The organism is Herbiconiux dendrobii, assembly GCF_052048175.1.
Classification (GTDB): domain Bacteria; phylum Actinomycetota; class Actinomycetes; order Actinomycetales; family Microbacteriaceae; genus Herbiconiux.
In genome coordinates this window covers 373,310-394,310 of the sequence record NZ_JBLZQV010000002.1, presented here as the reverse complement: position 1 = coordinate 394,310, position 21,001 = coordinate 373,310, and the positions used below count along the sequence as shown (strand labels likewise).

18 protein-coding genes are annotated in these 21,001 nt (G+C 69.6%); 5 read left to right on the top strand and 13 right to left on the bottom strand.

Features of this window, described 5'->3' with window-relative positions:
- Positions 1–150 precede the first annotated feature (150 nt).
- Positions 151–828 (top strand): GntR family transcriptional regulator, encoded by a 678-nt coding sequence (locus tag ACN4JJ_RS06745; protein WP_440709147.1) that lies wholly within the window; start codon positions 151–153, stop codon positions 826–828.
- Positions 829–859: 31 nt separating this feature from the next.
- Here the strand turns inward: ACN4JJ_RS06745 and ACN4JJ_RS06740 are convergent, their stop codons facing one another.
- Positions 860–1,729, bottom strand: coding sequence for a DUF3097 domain-containing protein (locus tag ACN4JJ_RS06740; protein WP_440709146.1), 870 nt, complete (start codon positions 1,727–1,729; stop codon positions 860–862).
- A gap of 229 nt (positions 1,730–1,958) precedes the next feature.
- Between ACN4JJ_RS06740 and ACN4JJ_RS06735 the strand changes: the two genes are divergently transcribed.
- A complete protein-coding gene (locus tag ACN4JJ_RS06735) occupies positions 1,959–2,888 on the top strand; it encodes a carbohydrate kinase family protein (protein ID WP_440709145.1) in 930 nt (309 codons plus the stop codon).
- 88 nt (positions 2,889–2,976) lie between these two features.
- On the opposite strand, the gene ACN4JJ_RS06730 is transcribed toward ACN4JJ_RS06735, so the two are convergent.
- Positions 2,977–3,849, bottom strand: a complete 873-nt coding sequence (locus ACN4JJ_RS06730; RefSeq protein WP_291050144.1) for a LysR substrate-binding domain-containing protein — start codon at positions 3,847–3,849, stop codon at positions 2,977–2,979.
- A 121-nt stretch (positions 3,850–3,970) separates the two neighbouring features.
- Here ACN4JJ_RS06730 and ACN4JJ_RS06725 point away from each other — a divergent pair, with 121 nt between their 5' ends.
- Positions 3,971–5,248 (top strand): MFS transporter, encoded by a 1,278-nt coding sequence (locus ACN4JJ_RS06725; protein WP_440709144.1) that lies wholly within the window; start codon positions 3,971–3,973, stop codon positions 5,246–5,248.
- Positions 5,249–5,278: 30 nt separating this feature from the next.
- Here the strand turns inward: ACN4JJ_RS06725 and ACN4JJ_RS06720 are convergent, their stop codons facing one another.
- The 3 genes from ACN4JJ_RS06720 to ACN4JJ_RS06710 form a co-directional block, all read right to left on the bottom strand.
- Positions 5,279–5,788, bottom strand: coding sequence for a hypothetical protein (locus ACN4JJ_RS06720; protein WP_440709143.1), 510 nt, complete (start codon positions 5,786–5,788; stop codon positions 5,279–5,281).
- Positions 5,789–5,984: 196 nt separating this feature from the next.
- Positions 5,985–7,295, bottom strand: coding sequence for an alpha-hydroxy acid oxidase (locus ACN4JJ_RS06715; protein WP_440709142.1), 1,311 nt, complete (start codon positions 7,293–7,295; stop codon positions 5,985–5,987).
- Positions 7,296–7,303: 8 nt separating this feature from the next.
- The gene (locus ACN4JJ_RS06710) at positions 7,304–8,101 is read right to left on the bottom strand and encodes a FadR/GntR family transcriptional regulator (RefSeq protein ID WP_440709141.1); all 798 of its coding nucleotides are present in this window, start codon (positions 8,099–8,101) and stop codon (positions 7,304–7,306) included.
- A gap of 136 nt (positions 8,102–8,237) precedes the next feature.
- Here ACN4JJ_RS06710 and ACN4JJ_RS06705 point away from each other — a divergent pair, with 136 nt between their 5' ends.
- Complete coding sequence (locus tag ACN4JJ_RS06705) at positions 8,238–8,729, top strand: DUF1707 SHOCT-like domain-containing protein (protein ID WP_440709140.1); 492 nt, start codon at positions 8,238–8,240, stop codon at positions 8,727–8,729.
- A gap of 23 nt (positions 8,730–8,752) precedes the next feature.
- Here ACN4JJ_RS06705 and ACN4JJ_RS06700 read toward each other — a convergent pair whose 3' ends face one another.
- The 8 genes from ACN4JJ_RS06700 to chvE all read right to left on the bottom strand — a co-directional run bounded on the left by ACN4JJ_RS06700 (position 8,753) and on the right by chvE (position 19,295).
- On the bottom strand, positions 8,753–9,436 hold the full coding sequence (locus ACN4JJ_RS06700) for an endonuclease/exonuclease/phosphatase family protein (RefSeq protein WP_440709139.1): 684 nt from the start codon (positions 9,434–9,436) through the stop codon (positions 8,753–8,755).
- Positions 9,437–9,569: 133 nt separating this feature from the next.
- The gene (locus ACN4JJ_RS06695; protein ID WP_440709138.1) at positions 9,570–10,997 is read right to left on the bottom strand and encodes a rhamnulokinase; all 1,428 of its coding nucleotides are present in this window, start codon (positions 10,995–10,997) and stop codon (positions 9,570–9,572) included.
- A gap of 9 nt (positions 10,998–11,006) precedes the next feature.
- Complete coding sequence (locus ACN4JJ_RS06690; protein ID WP_440709137.1) at positions 11,007–13,043, bottom strand: bifunctional aldolase/short-chain dehydrogenase; 2,037 nt, start codon at positions 13,041–13,043, stop codon at positions 11,007–11,009.
- 94 nt (positions 13,044–13,137) lie between these two features.
- Complete coding sequence (locus tag ACN4JJ_RS06685; RefSeq protein WP_440709136.1) at positions 13,138–13,926, bottom strand: DeoR/GlpR family DNA-binding transcription regulator; 789 nt, start codon at positions 13,924–13,926, stop codon at positions 13,138–13,140.
- An 85-nt stretch (positions 13,927–14,011) separates the two neighbouring features.
- On the bottom strand, positions 14,012–15,238 hold the full coding sequence (locus ACN4JJ_RS06680) for an ROK family protein (protein WP_440709135.1): 1,227 nt from the start codon (positions 15,236–15,238) through the stop codon (positions 14,012–14,014).
- A 74-nt stretch (positions 15,239–15,312) separates the two neighbouring features.
- Positions 15,313–16,533, bottom strand: a complete 1,221-nt coding sequence (gene mmsB, locus ACN4JJ_RS06675) for a multiple monosaccharide ABC transporter permease (RefSeq protein ID WP_440709134.1) — start codon at positions 16,531–16,533, stop codon at positions 15,313–15,315.
- A gap of 5 nt (positions 16,534–16,538) precedes the next feature.
- Complete coding sequence (gene mmsA, locus ACN4JJ_RS06670; RefSeq protein WP_440709133.1) at positions 16,539–18,068, bottom strand: multiple monosaccharide ABC transporter ATP-binding protein; 1,530 nt, start codon at positions 18,066–18,068, stop codon at positions 16,539–16,541.
- A gap of 102 nt (positions 18,069–18,170) precedes the next feature.
- Entirely contained in the window at positions 18,171–19,295 is a 1,125-nt protein-coding gene (gene chvE / locus ACN4JJ_RS06665) for a multiple monosaccharide ABC transporter substrate-binding protein (RefSeq protein WP_440709132.1), read from the bottom strand.
- A gap of 289 nt (positions 19,296–19,584) precedes the next feature.
- On the opposite strand from chvE, the gene xylA reads away from it, so the two are divergent.
- Positions 19,585–20,778 carry a xylose isomerase gene (gene xylA / locus ACN4JJ_RS06660; protein WP_440709564.1) on the top strand — a complete coding sequence of 398 codons (1,194 nt, stop codon included), beginning with the start codon at positions 19,585–19,587 and terminating at the stop codon, positions 20,776–20,778.
- The last annotated feature ends 223 nt before the right edge of the window (positions 20,779–21,001 follow it).

Below are 21,001 nucleotides of genomic sequence, written 5' to 3'. Positions count from 1 at the left end.
CGGATACCGCGTGCGAACCGGCACGGCGACGCCCCGCGAGACGGCTGCGGCACCGACCGCCGGTCGGGTGCATGCGCCGTCGTATACATGCCGTTACAATCGGAAAATGGGAGCGCCGAAGAGCACATCCGGCGCTGAGGGGAGGTGATGATGGCCGTTTCCACCGAGGCGGGTTCGCGCGTCGACGATGCGTACGAATGGCTGTTGGCCGAGATCACGGGGTTCCGGCTCCGCTCCGGGTCGCCGTTGAGCGAGAACCGGCTCGCCGGCCAGCTCGGCATCAGCCGCACCCCGGTGCGGGAGGCGCTGCAGCGACTCGAGAAGGAGGGCCTGGTCAAGCGCACCGACAACGCGCGCTTTACCGTCTCCCAGCTCACCGCCACCGAGGTGAACGACGCCTGCGATCTGCTCGAGGTTCTCGACACCTACATCTGCTGTAAGGCCGCCTCCACCCTGACCGACGACGAGGCGAAGAAGCTCAAGGGCTACGTCGACGACATGTACAAGGCGGCGGCGAACGACGACCGCGCCGCCTGGGCGCTCGCCGACCAGCTCTTCCACCGCTACGCGAACGCTCTCTCGGGCAATGTGCTGGTGGCCGAGACGGTGCGCGAGACGCGCCGGCGCATCCAGCGTTTCTGGCTGCGCGCCGCGAGCATGCAGAGCCGGCTCCGTTCCTGCGCCGAGGAGTACGACGAGCTCTACAACGCCATGGTGGCCGGCGACTTCGCCGCCATCGAGCCGGCCGTCAAGAAGCACATCGGCCACATGCGCGAGCGGATGCTCGAGATGATCGCCGCCGCCGCTATCCTGCTCGGCGACGACTGACCTCCTCGCGACCCGTCAGGAGGGCCGGGGGTCAGGCGGGTTCGGTGACGAAGTCGATCAGCTGCTCGACCCGGCCGAGCAGCACCGGTTCGAGGTCGGTGTAGGTCGACACCCGGGAGAGGATGCTCTTCCAGGCCCGGGCGATGTCGGCTTGTTCCTCGTGCGGCCAGCCGAAGGCCTCGCAGATGCCGTGCTTCCACTCGGTGCCGCGGGGGATCACAGGCCAGGCGCGGATGCCGAGCGCCTTGGGCGTCACGGCCTGCCAGATGTCGATGAATGGATGCCCGACCACGAGCACGTTTGCGCCGTAGGGTCCGCGCGCCACGGCGTCCGCGATCCGGCTCTCCTTCGACCCCGCCACGAGATGGTCGACCAGCACGCCGATGCGACGTTCGCGGGTGGGGGCGAACTCGCGCACCACGGCATCCAGGTCGTCGACGCCCTCGAGGTACTCCACCACCACGCCCTCGCCGCGCAGGTCGTCTCCCCACACCTTCTCGACCAGCTCGGCGTCGTGCCGCCCCTCGACGTAGATGCGGCTCGGCCGGGCGACGCGAGCCCGCTCCAGCGGAGCGGCGACCGACCCGGAGGCCGTGCGCTTCGGCCCCGTCGGCGCGGCGGCCTTCGGGTGCACCAGGCGCACCGGCCGCCCCTCGAGCAGAAAACCGGCACCGAGCGGGAAGATGCGGCGCTTGCCGTGCCGATCCTCCAGCTCCACCGTGCGGCCCTCCACGCGGGTGACGCTGCCGCAGAAGTCGCTCGCCACCTCTTCGACCACGAGGTCGAACACGGCCTCGACGGCCGGCAGCTCGACCGGCTTGGCGCGGCGGTTGTAGTCGGCCAGCACATCGCTGCCGTAGCGGTCGGCGCCGAAGCGCTCGGCGAGAGGATCGTGGGGCATCGCATCAGGCTACGACGCCCCACCGCCCGCGCCCCGCAGCACCCCCGGCGTGCGCCCGATCCGCCCGCCCCCCGAGTCTCGTCCCGCCCCACCCCACCACCGCGACCCGCCGAGCCGTCACTCAGTCCCGTTATCGGGGCGCCAAACAGGGAGAAAGTGACGGGTCGGCGAGGGGGAACTCCTCTAGGCTGGGGCGAACCCGCGCGGCACCGACCCGAGAGGATCGACGATGATCATCCGCCTCCTGGCCATCGGCGAATCGCTCGTCGACGTGGTCGACGCACCCGACCACGACGGCTCACCGATCCTGGTCGAGCACCCCGGCGGATCGCCGATGAACATCGCCGTCGGCGCCGCCCGGCTCGACGTGCCGGCCACGCTGCTCACCGCGGTGGGTCCGGATGCCCGCGGCCAGGCCATTGTGGAGCACGTCGAGGCGTCTGGCGTCACCGTGGATCCGTTGTCGTTCCGCGACGAGCCCACCTCCTCGGCCACCGCCCACATCCAGACCGACGGATCGGCCGACTACTCCTTCGACCTGCGCTGGTCGCTGCCCGACGGCCTCCCCGCGCCCACCTCGGGCATCGTGCACACGGGGTCGCTCGGCGCCTTCGTGGAGCCGGGCGGCTCCGCGGTGGTCGAACTGCTGCGCGCGATCGGCCCGGAGGTGCTGATCACCTTCGACCCGAACATCCGGCCCGCACTCGTGGGCGAGCATCCGGATGCCTACGCCCGGTTCGCCGAGATCGCCGCCTTCGCCGCCGTGCTGAAGCTCAGCGACGAAGACGCGGCCTGGCTGTACCCCGGCCTCGGCCTCGACGAGGTGATCGACCGCATCCTCGACCTCGGGCCGGCGCTCGTGGCCGTCACCCGCGGCGGCGAAGGGGCCCTGCTCGCCACCCGACGTGATCGGGTGGCCGTCGCCGGCGTGCGGGTCGACGTCATCGACACCATCGGCGCCGGTGACTCCTTCATGAGCGCGCTGATCGCACAGCTCGCCGGTCTGCTCGAGGCGGGGGCGACCCCGCACGAGGTGCGCACGGCATCCGTTATCGACGCCGATGCCCTCGAGCGCATCGGTGCCTTCGCGGTGCGTTGCGCGGCCATCACGGTCTCGCGCGCCGGCGCGAACCCGCCGCACCTGTCCGACGTCGACTGATCGGACGCTCCAGGGAGTTGCTACTGAGCGGCTGCCCCCAGGGAGCTGCCACTGAGCGGACGCCCCCGAGGGAGGTGAGGCCGCCCGCTCACGAGGTGCGGCTGAGCGCCCGCCCCAGGATGGCCGACTTCAACGCCTCGATCGGCTCCGCCGGCGCCGCCGGGTTGGACAGCAGCGTGAAGTCGACCTCACCGAGATCCGGCAGCGAGAAGCGGTTGCTCACCTTCACCAGGTCGTCGGGGATGAGGGTGTGCGGATGCGGCGCGATGCCGATCCCGGCCCGCACCGCCGCGAGCAGCCCGTTCACCTCGCGGGTGTTGCAGGTGATCCGCCAGGTGCGGCCGGCCGATTCCAGGGCGTCGATGGCGAGCTGCCGGCTGATCGAGGGCGCCTGGTAGGCGATCAGCGGCACCGGATCGCCGGGCTCGATCAGCGTACGCTCCTCGGCCATCCACACCAGGGTGTCGCGGCGCACGATGGTGCCGGTCTCCGGGATGGCGCTGTCGGCGGCATCCGGGATCTGCTTGATGAAGATCAGGTCGAGGTGCCCGGCCTTCAGCCGCCGGTACAGCGGCACGCTCTGGTTGACGGTGAGCTCGAGGTTGATCTGCGGGTGCAGCTGGCGGAAATGCCTCAGGATGCGCGGCAGCTGGGTGGCCGCGAGGTCGTCGGCGGCGCCGAAACGCAGACGGCCGCGCATCGCCGATCCGGTGAAGTAGCTCGAGGCGGCGGCGTTCGCGGCCAGGATGGTGCGCGCGAAGCCGGCCATCGCGTCGCCGTTGTCGGTGAGCGCCACCTCGCGGGTGTCGCGGCTGATCAGCACCCGGCCGGCCGCGTTCTCGAGCTTGCGCACCTGCTGGCTGACCGTCGGCTGGCTCAGGCCGAGCTGCTCGGCGGCGCGGGTGAAACTGTGCGTCTCGGCCACGGCGAGGAAGGTGGCGAGCAGGGCGGGATCGAACATCCACTCCTCCATCATTCGAAAAACCAATACCACTTATAGCGATGATTATGACAGTCAATGCCACTCGCGCCGGTACCGTCGAAGGAGAAGAAGACTCCATACGCAACCGGAAACTCCATACGTGACCACGCTCTCCGCCCCCTCGCCCGCCACCGAACCCATCACCGTCCTCAGCTCGGCCCCGCCGTGGAAGCACACCTTCCTCTCGCTCACGGTGCGCAACTACCGCATCTTCGCCGCCACCAGCCTGGTCGCCCTCACCGCCCTCTGGATGCAGCGGATCGCGCAGGACTGGCTGGTGCTGCAGCTCTCCGGCAGCGTCGTCACCGTGGGCATCACCACGGCGCTGCAGTTCGCGCCGATGCTCGTGTTCGGGATGGTGGGCGGCGTGATCGTCGACCGCTACCCCAAGCGCACGCTGCTGATGATCACGCAGAGCGCCTCGGTGCTCACCAGCGCGACGCTCGCCGTGCTCTCGCTCACCGGCGCCATCCAGGTCTGGCACGTGTACGTGGTGGCGGTGGTGCTCGGCTTCATCACCGTGATCGACAACCCGGCGCGGCAGGTGTTCACGAACGAGCTGGTGGGGCCGGGACTGCTGCGGAACGCCATCAGCCTGAACTCCTCGACGTTCCAGATCGGCGCCCTGCTCGGGCCCGCGCTCAGCGGTGCCCTGCTGGTGGCCGTCGGCGCCGGCTGGTCGTTCGGCATCAACGCGATCGCCTGCGCGCTCGTGGTGGTGGCCCTGACCCGGATGAACGCGGCCGAGCTGCATCCGGCCCCGCGGGCTGCCCGCGCGAAGGGGCAGCTGCGCGAGGGCATCCGGTACGCCGTGGGCAAGCCCGCCATCCTGTACACGCTCGTGCTGCTCGGCGTGCTGGCCGTGTTCGCGCAGAACCTGCCGGTGCTGCTCGCGGCCTACGCCGACGACGTGTTCGCCACCGGGGCCGGCGGCTACGGGCTGTTCAACTCGCTCGTGGCGATCGGGGCGCTGACCGGCGCCATACTCTCCACCCGGCGCCGCACCGTGCGGCTGCGCACGGTGGTGCTGTTCGCGGGACTGTACGGTCTCGCGCAGGCGCTCGCCGGGCTGATGCCGGGCGAGACGGCGTTCGGCGTGGGCCTCGTGGTGCTGGGCCTCGGCTGGCTGCTGTTCATCACCGCCGCCAATGCGCTCGTGCAGATGTCGACCAACATGGCCGTGCGCGGCCGCGTGATGGCCCTCTACCTGCTGGTGCTGCTCGGCGGCCAGGCGATCGGCGGCCCGATCATGGGTGCGTTCGTGGAGCAGGCGGGGCCGCACCTCGGCATGGTCGTCTCGGGGGCGGTGCCGGCCGTGGTGGCCGGCGTGCTCGCCCTGGTGCTGCACCGCAAGGGCCTGCTCGCCGCCGACGCCTGAGCGCGGGGCGGGCAGGCCCGGAACGGCGCGCTAGACCTGCTGCACGTCGATCACGATGCCGCCGCGGCTGACTCCGCCCGGCGTGTAGATGGTGGCCGTGACGATGCCGGGCGCCGCGGTGTAGGTGAAGCCGTTGATGCGGAAGCGCACGAAGTCCGCCTCGTCGGTGACGAGGTAGCGGCCGGGCGTGCTGGTGGCGACGAGGCCCACCAGGTTGCCGATGCTGGCGTAGCCCGAGCCGTTGCCGGCGATCAGGATGTACCAGCCCGCCTTGTACGATCCGCCGTTCTCGTAGTTGCCGTCGGCGTCTTCGACCTGCGAGAAGAAGTTGTAGGTGGCGCTCGTACCCGCGTTCGGCGAGGTGTTGCCGAGCACCGCGGTGCTCTGCGCATCCGGGAACTGGCCCGAGGCGGCCGCCAGCGGCGTGGCCGCGGCGACCGCGATCACCGGTGCGGCCCACGCGGCGGCCGCGATGACGGTGCGGCGCGGGACCCCGGAGGAATCCGTGCTGGTGACATCGTCGGTGTGTTCGTTCTTCATGGATTCTCCCCGTTCCGGCCGCGGCCGAGCGCCGCGGTGACTGTGTGCACGACTCCCAAGTGCAGAAGCTCTGCGTGGAGGATAACCCGGGTTCGGAGAAAATGGCACCCGTTCGGGGGCGAGAAGCCCGTCGCCTAGCCCGCGGCGACCCGCTCGAGCTCGGCCGCGGACTGCTCGGTGACGGGTCGGCGAGAGCTCACGCCGTGACGGCGGGCTTGCGCGCCGGTGCCTTGCGCGCGGGCGCGGCTGCTGCGGCGTGCACGGCGGCGGGGGCCACGGCGCGAGGGACGAGGCGCTCGAGCTGCGTCACGTGCGAGGGATTCAGCTCCTCGAGGGAGTTCACGCCGAGCAGGCGCATGGTGCGGGTGATCTGCTCGCCCAGGATGCCGATCATCCGGTCGACACCCTCGCGGCCGCCGGCCATCAGCCCGTAGAGGTAGGCGCGGCCCACCAGGGTGAACCGGGCGCCGAGGGCGACGGATGCCACGATGTCGGCACCCGACATGATGCCGGTGTCGAGGTGGATCTCCATGTCCTTGCCGTACTCGCGTGCCACATCCGGCAGCAGGTGGAAGGGGATGGGGGCGCGGTCGAGCTGGCGTCCGCCGTGGTTGGAGAGGGTGATGCCGTCGACGCCGAGCTCTGCCAGTCGGCGGGCGTCGTCGAGGCTCTGCACGCCCTTCACCACGAGCTTGCCGGGCCACTGCGCCTTGATCCACTCGAGGTCTTCGAAGGTGACGGTGGGGTCGAACATCGAGTCGAGCAGTTCGCCCACGGTGCCCGACCAGCGGTCGAGCGACGCGAAGGCGAGCGGCTCGGTGGTGAGGAAGTTGATCCACCACTCCGGCCGGGGCAGCGCGTTGATGACGGTGCCGGGCGTGAGCTGCGGGGGGATCGAGAAGCCGTTGCGCTTGTCACGCAGGCGTGCGCCGGCCACGGGCACGTCGACCGTCACGAGCAGGGTGTCGAAGCCGGCCGCCGCGGCCCGCTCGACGAGCGCCATCGAGCGCGGGCGGTCCTTCCACATGTAGAGCTGGAACCAGTTGCGGCCCGTGGGGTTCACCGCCTTCACGTCCTCGATGGCCGTGGTGCCCATGGTCGAGAGCGAGAACGGGATGCCCGCGGCGCCGGCCGCGCCCGCTCCGGCGATCTCGCCCTCGGTCTGCATCATCCGGGTGAAGCCCGTGGGCGCGATGCCGAAGGGCAGTGAGACGGGGGCGCCGAGCACGTCCCATCCGGTGTTCACCGTCGAGACGTCGCGCAGGATGGCCGGGTTGAACTGGATGTCCTGGAAGGCCTGGCGCGCGCGGGCCAGCGAGAGCTCGGCCTCGGCCGCGCCCTCGGTGTAGTCGAACGCGGCCTTCGGGGTGCGGCGCTTGGCGATGGTGCGCAGGTCGTCGATGGTGAGCGCGGCGGCGAGCCGGCGCTTCTTCGCGTTCAGCTCGGGCGACTTGAACTGCATCAAGGGCGCGAGGTCTTTGATCTTCGGGATGCGGCGCTGGACCATGACGGTTCCTATCGGTCGGCCGGCACGCGGCCGGCGGCTTCGGTGGCTTCGGTGGCTTCGGTGGAAGGGGCGGCCGTGACCTCGGTCTCGGCGTGGTAGCTCTGGATGTGGTCGCGGATGCGTGTGCGCGCCACCTCGGCGTCGCCCGCCTGGATCGCGCCCACGATGCCGCGGTGCTCCGCCTTCAGGCGCTCGGAGGTGGACTCCCACGAGGGCAGGTGCGACGCCCCGACGCGCACGTACTGCTCGATCGAGTCGCGCAGGCCCCCCATCATCGAGGCCATCACCTCGTTGCCGGAGGCCACTGCGAGGGCGAGGTGGAAGGCCTGGTCGAGTGAGAGGAACTCGTCGCGGGAGAGGGCTCCGTCGGCCGGATGCTCCATCGCGTCGAGCAGTTCGAGTGCGGGGGCGAGGTCGGCCCGCGGATCGGCGGCGAGCTCGGCCACGACCGCACTCTCCAGCACGAGCCGCGTCTTCACCACGTCGCGCACGGCGAAGCCCTGGGCCGCGACCTGCAGGCGCACGAGCGCCGACATCGCACCCGAGGGCCGGGCGATGATGATGGCGCCCGACTGCGGCCCCGACCCGGACTGCGTGCGGATGAGACCGAGCACCTCGAGCACGCGGATGGCCTCCCGCACCGAGGAGCGGCCGACGCCGAGCTCGGCGGCGAGGGTGCGTTCGGCCGGCAGGTGGTCGCCGGGCTTCAGCATGCCCGCCATCAGCTGCGCCTCGACGTGGCGCAGCACGGTCTCCCAGGCGCGGGCCGTGTCGAGGGGAACGGATGCCGCGGACAGCGCACTCATCGGACCCTCCTCGTCGAGTCGCATGTGGTCAGACCATGTGGTCAGACCACAGTAGCAGAGCGACGCCGGTCGCGACCAGAGCCGGCCGCGGCATCCGTTCTTCCCCGTGCGCCCGCGATGCGGCAGAGTTGGGGGCATGACGGATTACACCGACCCCAGCCAGTCCAGCCTGCGCCTCAGCAACGCCGACCGTGACGCCGCGGTCGCCTCGCTGTCGCGCGCCCACGCCGACGGCCGCATCACCACCGACGAGCTCTCCGAGCGCACGGCCTCGGCCCGCACGGCCGTCACCCGCGGCGATCTCGCCCCGCTGTTCAGCGACCTGCCCGCCACCGTGCACCACGACCCGTCGGCCGCGCCGGCCGGCTTCGCGACCCCTCCGGCATCCGCTCCGTACGGAGGCGCCGCCGTCCCGCGCGAGACCTACACCCGCGCCCGTCCACTCGGGGGCGCCGCGGGCGTCACCCTCGTGGCCATCACGCCCATCCTGGCGCTGGTGATCTTCCTCGGGCTCGGCTTCTTCGTGCCGGGAGGGTTCTCGTGGTCGTGGGTGGTCTGGCTGGCCGTGCCGATCGTGGCGATCATCGTCTACGGCCCCGGCGGCCGCACCGGCTACAACCGCGACTGACGCGAGACGCCGGGGGGGGGAGGTCAGTCCTCGACGCCGGCGCGCACCAGGATCGGCAGGTGGTCGCTCTCGCCCTGGGGGAGGGTGTCGATCGAGTCGATGCGGGTGTGCGCGCTCGTGACGAAGTCGAAGTGGCCCTTGAAGTACTTGAAACGCGCGTAGGTGGGCTTGTCGCTGAACGACAGCAGGTAGCCCGACTGCTCCATCCGCTCGCTGAGGTTCGCCCGGAACCAGGGGTAGTTGTAGTCGCCGAGCATGACGGTCGGCAGGCCCGGCCCCATGATGCGCAGGGCGCTGTGGGCGGCCGCGATCTGCTTGCGGCGCAGCGAGTTGGTGGCCGTGAGGGGCGCGGCGTGGAAGTCGCCCACCAGGATCTCCCTGCCGATCTCGTGGTCGAACAGCTTCGCCGCGAGCAGGCGCTCGTGCGCCGGTGCCATCACGCGGTCGTGCATCGACTTGCGCAGCGCGAACACGCGGGTGGCCTCGAGCCGGAAGCGGGACTCGCGGTAGTAGATCGCCAGGCCCAGCCGGTTGGTCTTGGTGGAGTCGGCCAGCACGAGGTGCTCGATCCGCTCCGGCATGTCGTTCGTGTCGCACTCCTGCAGGCACATCACGTCGATGTCGTACAGCCGCGCCAAGTCGCGCAGTTCGCCGCTGGCGTGGTGCTCGCGCAGGTTGTAGCTGACGATGTTCAGTTCGCGTCCCATGACCGTGTGACTCGCACCTTCCGTGGCATCCGCTGTGTAGGGGCCCAGCGTGGCCATTCTGACACGATTGCGCCACTCGGAACCTGGGTGCACCCTCCACGAGCGCTGGGCACCGGATGCCGCGCCCGTGCGGTCAGCGCGTGGCCGGTTCGTACCGCACGGGCGTGAAGGTCTTCGCCACGATCGCCCGCAGCGACTCGAGCGAGGAGTCGCCCGCCACCAGTCCCTGGGCGCGCGCCTGCACGAGCACGTTGCCGATCGCGGTGGCCTCCATCGGCCCGGCGAGCACGGGAAGCCCGGTGCGGTCGGCGGTCAGCTGGCACAGCAGGGCGTTCTGCGACCCGCCGCCCACCACGTGGATGACCCGGATGCGCGTGCCCGCGAGCTCGGCGGCGGCCTCGAGCGAGCGGGCATAGGCCTCGGCCAGGCTCTCCAGGATGCTGCGGGCGAACTCGGCCCGGCTGGCCGGCGGGGTGAGCCCGCGCTCGGTGCACCACTGGGCGATCCGCGCCGGCATGTCACCCGGGGCCACGAAGGCCGGGTCGCCCGCATCGAACACCGGCACCGGTGTGGTCACCGCCGCGGCCTGCGCGATCAGGGTCGGCAGGTCGATGCTCTCCCCGCCGCGCTCCCAGGTGCGCACCGATTCGCTCAGCAGCCACAGCCCCGAGACGTTCTGCAGAAAGCGGATGCGGCCGTCGACGCCGCCCTCGTTCGTGAAGCCCGCCGCCCGGCCGGCCTCCGAGACCACCGGATGCTCGAGCTCGACGCCCACGAGCGACCAGGTTCCGCTGGAGATGTAGGCGAAGTCCTGGTCGGCAGCCGGCACGGCCACCACCGCGCTCGCGGTGTCGTGCGAGCCGACGGCGCTGACCGCGAGCGACGCCGGTGCGCCGATCTCGGCGGCCACCTGCGGCAGCAGCGTGCCGACCGTCGAGCCGGGCGAGACGATCTCGGGCAGGATGCCGAGCGGCAGTCCGAGGCGCTCGATCAGCGACTCGTCCCAGCCGCCGCCGTGCACGTTCAGCAGTCCCGTCGTGGAGGCGTTCGTCTGCTCGGCACGCCGGGCGCCGGTGAGCCAGAAGTTCACCAGGTCGGGGATCAGCAGCAGTGAGTCGGCCCCGTCCAGCGAGCCGGCCAGCCGCTCGGCGGCCAGCTGGTAGACGGTGTTGAACGGCAGGAACTGCAGGCCGTTCGCCGCGTACAGCTCGGCGGGGGAGACGAGGGCGTGGGTGGCCTCGACACCGGCCGTGTTGCGGTCGTCGCGGTAATGGAACGGGTTGCCGAGCATCCGGTGGCCCCGGAGCAGCGCGTAGTCGACGGCCCAGGAGTCGACCGCGATGCTGCGGATGTCGGGTTCTTCGCGCACCGCCGAGGCGAGCCCGGTGGTCACGTTGCGGTACAGCTCGAGGATGTTCCAGTGCAGACCGTCGACGATTCGCACCGGGTTGTTCGGGAACCGCGCCACCGGTACGAGCCGCAGCTCGTCATGCCCCACGTACCCGAGCATCACCCGCCCGCTGGTAGCCCCGAGGTCGACGGCGGCCACCGCAGCACTCATGCGCCGAGCCTAACGGAGGAAGGCGGCGGCGACGCCGGCGTCGACCGGGATGTGCAGGCCCGTGGTGTGCGTGAGGTCGGCGCCGGTCAGCACCGCCACCGCGTTGGCCACGTTCTCGGGCAGCACCTCGCGCTTCAGCAGGGTGCGCTGGGCGTAGTAGGCGCCGAGCTCCTCCTCGGGCACGCCGTAGACGGCCGCGCGCTTGGCGCCCCAGCCGCTGGAGAAGATGCCGGAACCGCGCACCACGCCATCCGGGTTGATCCCGTTCACCTTGATGCCGTACTCGCCGAGCTCGGCGGCCAGCAGCCGCACCTGGTGGGCCTGGTCGGCCTTCGTCGCCGAGTAGGCGATGTTGTTCGGGCCGGCGAACACGGAGTTCTTCGACGAGATGTACACGATGTCGCCGCCGAGGTCCTGCTCGATCAGCACGCGCGCCGCGGCCTTCGAGACCAGGAACGAGCCCTTGGCCATCACGTCGTGCTGCAGGTCCCAGTCGGCCTCGGTGGTCTCCAGCAGCGGCTTCGAGATCGACAGCCCGGCGTTGTTCACCACGAGGTCGAGCCCGCCGAACTGCAGCAGGGCCGCGTCGATGCCGGCCCGGATCTCGGCCTCGCTCGTCACGTTCGCCTGCACGCCGATGGCGACGTCCGTGCCGCCCAGCTCGGCGGCCGCGGCCTGCGCCTTGGCCAGGTCGAGGTCGGCGATGACGACGCACGCCCCTTCGGCGGCGAGACGGGTGGCGATGGCCTTGCCGATCCCGGATGCGGCACCGGTCACCAGCGCGATGCGCGTGGCGTGCGACTTCGGCTTCGGCAGGCGCTGCAGCTTGGCCTCTTCGAGCGCCCAGTACTCGATGCGGAACTTCTCGGCCTCGTCGATCGGCGCGTACGTGCTCAGTGCTTCGGCGCCGCGCATCACGTTGATGGCGTTGATGTAGAACTCGCCGGCCACGCGCGCGGTCTGCTTGTTGGCGCCGTACGAGAACATGCCGACGCCCGGGATCAGCACGATCGCCGGGTCGGCTCCGCGCAGGGCGGGCGAGTCGGCCGTGGCGTGCCGGTCGTAATAGGCCTGGTAGTCCTCGCGGTAGGCCGTGTGCAGCTCCTTGAGGCGCGCGATCGAGTCCTCGATCGACGCGTCGGCGGGCAGGTCGAGCACGAGCGGCTTCACCTTGGTGCGCAGGAAGTGGTCGGGGCAGCTGGTGCCGAGCGCGGCGAGTCGCGGATGCTCGGCGCTGGCCAGGAAATCGAGCACCACGTCGGCGTCGGTGAACGAGCCCACCTGCGCCTTGTCGGTGGAGGCGATCCCGCGGATGGTCGGTGCGAGGGCCGCCGCCTTGGCGCGGCGCTCGCCCTCGGGCAGGGCGCCGTAGCCGTCGAGGGCGGGACCGAAGGGCTCGGTGCGACCGTTCTCGGCGATGTACGCGGCGGCGGTGTCGATGATCCAGAGCGAGTTCGCCTCGCTCTCCTCGCTGGTGTCGCCCCACGCGGTGATGCCGTGGCCGCCCAGGATGCAGCCCACGGCATCCGGGTTCTCGCGCTTGATGGCGGCGATGTCCAGGCCCAGCTGGAAGCCGGGGCGGCGCCACGGAACCCACACCACCTTGTCGCCGAAGATCTTCTGCGTGAGCTCCTCGCCGTCGGCGGCGGTCGCGATGGCGATGCCGGAGTCGGGATGCAGGTGGTCGACGTGGTTCGCGTCGACGAGGCCGTGCATCGCGGTGTCGATCGAGGGGGCGGCGCCGCCCTTGCCGTGCAGCGTGTAGTCGAACGCCGCCACCATCTCGTCCTCGCGGTCGAGGCCCGGGTACACGTTCGTGAGCGCGCGCAGGCGGTCGACGCGCAACACCGCGAGGCCGCCCTCGGTGAGCGTGCCCAGGTCGCCGCCGGAGCCCTTCACCCACATCAGCTCCACGTCTTCTCCGGTGACGGGGTCGGTCTCCAAGCCCTTGGCCGAGGTGTTGCCGCCGGCGTAGTTGGTGTTCTTGGGGTCGGAACCGAGGCGGTTCGAGCGGGCGATCAGCGCGGCGGCGGCGGGGTTGGTCATGGATGCTCCATCGAATCGGCATGTGATGCTATGTGAACTTCACAAAACATTACATACCGCACGGCGGTGCGTCAACATCCGGCAGGTGAACGCCTCAGCGCAGCTCCACCAAGGGACGCAGCTCATCCAGTCGCGGGTCCGACGGGTCGAGCTCGGTCACGACGATCGAGATGCGGTCCCAGGGCACGGCCACGGCAGCGGCGTGCTTGCCGAGCTTGGCCGAGTTGATCAGCAGCACGGTCTCGCGGGAGGCGCGCAGGAACTCGCGCTTGACCTGCGCCTCCTCGATGATCGTCTCGCTCGTGCCGTGCTCGAGGTCGGCGGCGGCGGCCGAGGTGAAGAAGCGGTCGTAGTTCAGCAGGGCGGCGGAGGCGCAGGCGATCGGGCCCACGAAGCTCTCGGTGCGCGGCTCGAGCTCGCCGCCGATCAGGATGCTGCGCACCCCGCGCTGGGCCCGGGCCAGCCCGTGGTTGTGCGCGGAGTTCGTGGCGATCACGAGGTCGGTGGTCGCGCCCGTGGTCGCGCCGGTGGTCGCATTCGTACCCGTGCGCAGCTGGGCCAGCAGATGCGCGGCGGTGGAGGAGGCGTCGACGGCGATCGTCCCGGTGGTCGGCACCAGGTCGAGCGCCTTGCGGGCGATCTCGGTCTTCGCCTGGTCGTCGGCGCCCTGCCGCTCGGCGAAGGAGCGCGCCTTCACGGTGGGCACGGCCCCGCCGCGCACCCGCACCACGACGCCCTCGAGCTCGAGACCTTCGAGGTCGCGCCGCACGGTCATCGTCGAGACGCCGAGCTCGGCGGCGGCCTCCTCCAGCCGGATGACGCCGCTCCGCTCCAGCCGCGCCAGCAGCCGCTCGCGCCGTTCCGCGCCGATCACCGCTGCCATCCGCGCCCTCTCAACTCGCCCTGCCCGTCCGACGCTAACTTATCCACCCCGTCGAGAAGTCGCACATGGCCCCCTAGTGGCGCCTTTACGGGCCACTCACGACTTCTCGACTCAGAGAGGCGGCGGCGGGGTCGTCCAGCAGGCGCTGGAAGGCGAGCTCGGCGGCGCCGACGATCAGCAGGCGGGAGCGCAGTTGGGCGCGCTCGAGGGTGACCTCGGTGGCGAGCTGCCCGAACGAGGCCTCGAGAACGCCCGTGCGGAGCCGATCCGGGTGCACGGCCACCAGGGAACCGAGGAAGCCGCCGAGCAGGATGCGCTCGGGGTTCAGCACGCTGATGAAGTTGGCCAGGGCGACGCTCAGGATGTCGAGCTGCCGGTCGATCTCGGCGCCGACCGCCGGGTCGGTGTTGTCGGCGAGCAGCTGGTCGAGCTCGTCTCCGTCGATGCGCTCGCGGCCGAGCACCGCGAGCAGGCGGGAGAGCTGCACCTCGGTCTCGAGGCAGCCGATCCGCCCGCAGTGGCAGAGCAGGCCGTTGCCGTTCACCAGGGTGTGGCCGAGCTCGGCCCCGAAGCCCTGGGCGCCGCGCAGCGGTACCCCCGCCACGAGCGCGCCGCCGCCGATGCCGCTGGGGCTGCCGTTGACGTAGATCAGGTCGTCGACGCCGCGCCCGGCACCGTAGATGCTCTCGGCGATGATGCCCACGTTGGCGTCGTTGCCCACTGTGGCCGGGTAGCCGAGCGCTTCGGCGACGTATTCGGCGAGCGGCTCGTCGTGCCAGTCGAGATGCGGCGCGAGCGTCACCATGCCGCTGTCGGCGCGCACGAGGCCGGGCACCGCGATGCCGACGCCCACGATGCGGTAGCTCGATTCGAGTTCGCCGCGCATCCCGTCGACGACGGCGCGCACGATGTTCACGGTCTCGCGCACGGTGGGCAGGCCATCGGTCTCGTAGCGGATGCGCTTGTGCACCACGCCGCCGAGGCCGACGAGCCCGATGATGATGGCGTCGGTGTCGGGGTTCACGGCGATGGCCGCGACCCGCTCGTTGGGGTGCACGACGGGGGAGGGGCGGCCCACGGTGCCGTGATCGGTGCGGGCGGTCTCGAAGGCGAGCCCCAGGTCGCTCAGCTCGCCGACGAGGGCGGCGATCGTGCTGCGGTTCAGGCCCAGGCGGCGGGTGAGATCGGCGCGGGTCTGGGATCCACCGTGGTGCAGGGTGGTGAGGATGGTCGAAAGGTTGTGGCGGCGGGTCTGGTCGTTGCTGTTGCCGACACCCGCCGACAGCGGGCGCGGAGAGCCGGTGCTGGACACAGCTCCTCCTAGGAATCGGGTGGAAGGACCGACGGGTACCCGGGTGCGGCCTCAGACCGCACCCGGGTAGGGCGTCAGCGGCCGGAGCGCCTCTTGTTGATGATGTCGAAGGCCACGGCGAGCAGCAGCACGAGGCCCTTGATGGCCTGCTGCCAGGCCGCGTCGACCGAGAGGATCGACAGACCCATGTTGAGCACACCCATCACGAGACCACCGATGACGGCGCCCACGACGGTTCCGACACCGCCCTGCACGGCCGCTCCACCGATGAACACGGCGGCGATCGCGTCGAGCTCGTAGCTCTGACCGGCGGATGCCACGGCCGAACCCGCACGGGCGGTCGCGACCACACCGGCGAGGCCGGCCAGCACACCCATGTTCACGAAGATCGCGAAGTTGATCCACTGCGTCTTCACACCGCTCATCTGCGCGGCGAACAGGTTGCCGCCCATCGCGTAGACGTGACGGCCGAAGACCGTGCGGTTCAGGATGAAGGTGTACAGCAGGATGAGCACGGCCAGGATGATCAGGATGATCGGGGTGCCCGAGTAGGCCGAGAGCTGCCACGACAGGGCCATGATCGCGATCACCAGGATGGCGCTCTTGACGATGGTGGAGGCGGCGGGCTCGCGGGGGAGCTCGAGCTTGCGCAGGGTGGCGCGGGTGCGCACCTGCTGCACCACGAACGCGGCCGAGGCGAGGAGGCCGAGCACCAGGGTGAAGGCGTCGCGGCCGTCGAGGATCTCACCCAGGAAGGGCGGGATCCAGCCGGCGCCGATGGCGGTGAACTCGTCGGGCAGGCCCGAGATGGTGCCGCCGGTGAGCAGCACGAGGGTGAGGCCACGGAAGATCAGCATGCCCGCGAGGGTCACGATGAACGCCGGTATGCCGACGAACGCCACCCAGAAGCCCTGCCAGGCGCCGATCACGGCGCCCACCACGAGCGAGAGGAGGACGGCGGCCCACCAGGGCATCCCCCAGGTGTTCATCGCCAGGGCGGCGACGGCGCCGACGAGGGCGACCACCGATCCGACCGAGAGGTCGATGTGCCCCGCGATGATCACGATCACCATGCCGATCGCGAGGATCAGCACGTAGGAGTTCTGCTGGATGAGGTTGTTGACGTTACCGGGCATCAGGAGGCGCCCGCCGGTCAGGATCTCGAACAGCAGGATGATGATGGCCAGGGCGGCGAGGATGCCGTACTGGCGCAGGTCGACCCGAAGCCTCTTGGGCGAGGCCACCGGCGCGGGGCCCGAAGGCTCCGTCGGTGCTTCCGTTGCGATGTTGCTCATTCGGGTCAGTCCCTTCCCGCGGTCATGTAGTGCATGAGAGTTTCTTGCGTGGCGTCTTCGCGGGCGACCTCGCCCGTGATCCGGCCTTCGGAGATGGTGTAGATGCGGTCGGCGAGGCCGAGGAGCTCGGGGAGCTCAGAGGAGATCACGATGACCGCCTTGCCCTGTGCCGCCAGTTCGTTGATGATGCCGTAGATCTCGTACTTCGCACCCACGTCGATGCCGCGGGTGGGCTCATCCAGGATGAGCACGTCGGGCCCGGTGAACATCCACTTCGACAGCACGACCTTCTGCTGGTTGCCGCCGGAGAGCTTGCCGACGATGGCCGACACCGAGGGCGCCTTGATGTTCATCGACGCCCGGTACTCCTCGGCGACCTTGGTCTCCCGGTTGCGGTCGACCACCCCGCCCTTGGCGAGCTTGCCGAGGCCCGCCGCCGAGATGTTCTCGGCGATGTCGGCGATCAGGTTGAGGCCGTACTTCTTGCGGTCCTCCGTGGCGTAGGCGAGACCGTTCTCGATCGCCTCGCTCACGGTGCGGGTCTGGATCTCCTTGCCGGCCTTGAAGACCTTGCCGGAGATGTTGATGCCGTACGAGCGCCCGAAGATGCTCATCGCGAGCTCGGTGCGTCCGGCGCCCATCAGGCCCGCGAAGCCCACGATCTCGCCCGCCTTCACGGTGAACGAGGCGTCGTCGACGACCTTCCGCTCGGTGTCGACGGGGTGGTACGCGGTCCAGTTCTCGACCCGGAAGTACTCCTCGCCGATGTCGGGCGTGCGCGGCGGGAACTGGTTGTCGAGCGAGCGGCCCACCATCGAGCGGATGATGCGCGCCTCGGTGGCGTCCTGTTCCTTCATGCTGAAGGACTCGATCGTCTTGCCGTCACGGATGATGGTGACGGTGTCGGCGATCTTGCGGATCTCCTTCAGCTTGTGGCTGATGATGATGCAGGTGATGCCCTGCTCGCGCAGGTGGTTGATCAGCGTCAGCAGGTGATCGGAGTCGTCGTCGTTCAGGGCCGCGGTGGGCTCGTCGAGGATGAGCAGCTTCACGCGCTTGGAGAGCGCCTTCGCGATCTCGACCAGCTGCTGCTTGCCGACACCGAGCTCGAGCACCGGCGTGGCCGGGTTCTCGTTCAGGCCGACGCGGGCGAGCAGGGTGGCCGCTTCGCGGTTGGTCTTGTTCCAGTCGATCACGCCACGGGTGGCGTTCTCGTTGCCGAGGAAGATGTTCTCGGCGATCGACAGGTAGGGGCTCAGAGCGAGCTCCTGATGGATGATCACGATGCCGTCGTGCTCGGAGTCGTTGATGGTCTTGTACGCCGTCGGGTGGCCCTCGAACTCGATGGTGCCGCCGAAGGAGCCGTGCGGGTAGACCCCGCTCAGCACCTTCATCAGGGTCGACTTGCCGGCGCCGTTCTCACCGCAGATGGCGTGGACCTCACCGCGCTCCACGACGATCGAGACGCCGTCGAGCGCCTTCACACCGTTGAAGTCCTTGGTGATGTCCCGCATCCACAGAATCGCGTTGCTCATGTGTCGCGTCGCTCTCTTTCGGGTGGGTGTGGGGTGGTGCGGGTGGAACAAGGATGATCGGCGGCGGCCCCCGGAGGAGGCCGCCGCCGACCGTGGTGCTACTTAGAGTCCGACGTCGGATGCCTGGAGGAATCCGGAGTCGATCAGGGTCTTCTGGACGTCGTCCTTGACCACGACCACCGGGTCGAGGAGGTAGGACGGGACGACCTTGTTGCCGTTGTCGTAGGTCTCGGTGTCGTTGACCTCGACCTCTTCACCGGCGGCGATCGACTGGATCATCTCGAAGACGCGCTTGCCGAGCTCGCGGGTGTCCTTCCAGACGGTCATCGACTGGGTGCCGTCGAGGATGGCCTTGACGTTGGCCTTGTCGGCGTCCTGACCGGTGATCACCGGGTAGTCGGCGCCGGCGGTGTAACCGGCCGACTTCAGCGAGGCCTCGATACCGAGCGCCAGGCTGTCGTTGGGGGACAGCACGACCTGGACCTTCTGGCCACCGGAGTAGAACGAGCTCAGGCGGTTGTCCATCTCGGCCTGGGCGTCATCCGAACCCCAGCCGAGGATACCGATCGACTTCCAGCCGTCTTCACCGGTCGGGTTCTTGCCCGAGGGGATCACGAGCTGGCCGCTCTCGACGTAGGGCTCGAGAACGTCCCAGGCGCCGTGGAAGAAGAAGCCGGCGTTGTTGTCGTCGGGGCTGCCGGCGAAGGGCTCGAAGTTGAACGGACCCTTGCCGTCCTTGAGGCCCAGCTGCTCTTCGATGTACTGGCCCTGGAGCTGGCCGACCTTGTAGTTGTCGAAGGTCGCGTAGTAGTCGACGTCGTCGGTGCCGTTGATCAGACGGTCGTAGGCGATGACCGTGATGTCCTGCTTCTTGGCGTCGGCGAGCACCGGGCCGAGGGTCTCACCGTCGATGGCCGCGACCACGAGGATCTTGGAGCCGCCGGCGACCTGGTTCTGGATCTGCGAGATCTGCTGCTCAGTCTTGTTGTCCGCGTACTGCAGGTCGACGGTGCAACCGGCGTCGGTGAGCTGCTTCTGCAGGCCTTCACCGTCGTTGATCCAGCGCTCGAGCGAACGGGTCGGCATCGAGATGCCGACGTTGCAGTCGGCGACCGAGGCTCCGTCGGTGCTGTCGCCGCTGGAGGAGGAGCCGGAGCTGCAGGCTGCCAGGCTGGCCGCGAGGCCGCCGACGACGGCCAGAGCCATCAGTTTCTTCGTCATTGACATGTGATGTCAGTCCCTTTCATCTTTGGAAGGGGGATCTAGCAGAACGCTATTACTCCCTTGTAACGGTCAACTCTTGGTGCTTCTTTGTTGACCTCCGAAACATATAACAGCGATAGGTCCAACGCAAAGAAAACGTGCCAGCGTTGGTGTTTGTTGCCAATTCGTGACCTGTCGATGTGCACCGACTGCTTTGACACCATCCAAACCGGGCAATATGTTGGGGGCAGTAACTTTTCCCGTCGCCGCCTCGGTGAGCGACTCTACAAAGACGTTGAACTGGAGCACCCTGATGTCGCTGACCCCCACCCGCGAAGACAAGTTCTCATTCGGCTTGTGGACGATCGGCTACAACGGCGCCGACCCCTTCGGCGGCCCCACCCGCGCCCCGCTGGACGTCGTGCACGGCGTCGAGAAGCTCGCCGAACTGGGCGCCTACGGCCTCACCTTCCACGATGACGACCTGTTCGCCTTCGGCTCGACGGATGCCGAGCGCCAGACCCAGATCGACCGCCTGAAGGGCGCACTGGCCGACACCGGCGTCATCGTGCCGATGGTCACCACGAACCTGTTCTCGGCCCCCGTGTTCAAAGACGGCGGCTTCACCTCGAACGACCGCGCCGTGCGCCGCTTCGCGCTGCGCAAGGTGATCCGCAACATCGACCTGGCCGCCGAGCTCGGTGCGAAGACCTTCGTGATGTGGGGCGGCCGCGAGGGCGCCGAGTACGACGCGGCGAAAGACATCCGCGCCGCTCTCGAGCGCTACCGCGAGGCCGTCAACCTGCTCGGCGACTACGTCACCGACAAGGGCTACGACATCCGTTTCGCCATCGAGCCCAAGCCCAACGAACCCCGCGGCGACATCCTGCTGCCGACCCTCGGCCACGCGCTCGCCTTCATCGAGACCCTCGAGCGCCCCGAGCTCGTCGGCGTCAACCCCGAGGTCGGCCACGAGCAGATGGCGGGCCTGAACTTCGCCGCCGGCATCGCCCAGGCTCTCTACCAGGGCAAGCTCTACCACATCGACCTCAACGGTCAGCGCGGCATCAAGTACGACCAGGACCTCGTGTTCGGTCACGGTGACCTGCAGAACGCCTTCGCGCTCGTCGACCTGCTGGAGAACGGCGGCCCCAACGGCGGACCGACCTACGACGGCCCCCGCCACTTCGACTACAAGCCCTCGCGCACCGAAGACGAGACCGGTGTCTGGGACTCGGCCGCCGCGAACATGCGCACCTACCTGCTGCTGAAGGAGCGCGCCGCGGCCTTCCGCGCCGACCCCGAGGTGCAGGAGGCGCTCGCCGCCTCGCGCGTGCCCGAGCTCTCGGAGCCCACCCTGAACCCGGGCGAGTCGTACGACGACCTGATCGCCGACCGCGCCTCCTACGAGGACTTCGACTCGGACGCCTACTTCAACGGCAAGGGCTTCGGCTTCGTGCGCCTGCAGCAGCTGGCTCTCGAGCACCTGACCGGCGCAAAGAGCTAGCTGCCGGGGGCGCCGGGCGTCGCTCGGCGTCCCCGGGTCGCGCCGGTCCCTGCCCGGCGCGACGCGACACGTGAGCGCGCGGTCGCCGGGCGCGGGCTTCGCTCGCACCCGTCGGCCACCCGCTCACCTTGGGTCGTCGACAAGGGCCTGAGACTTTGGATGCTCGGCTCGAGTGCTCGGTCGAGAACTGCAACACTTCACGAACGCCTCCGCCCTTTATGGC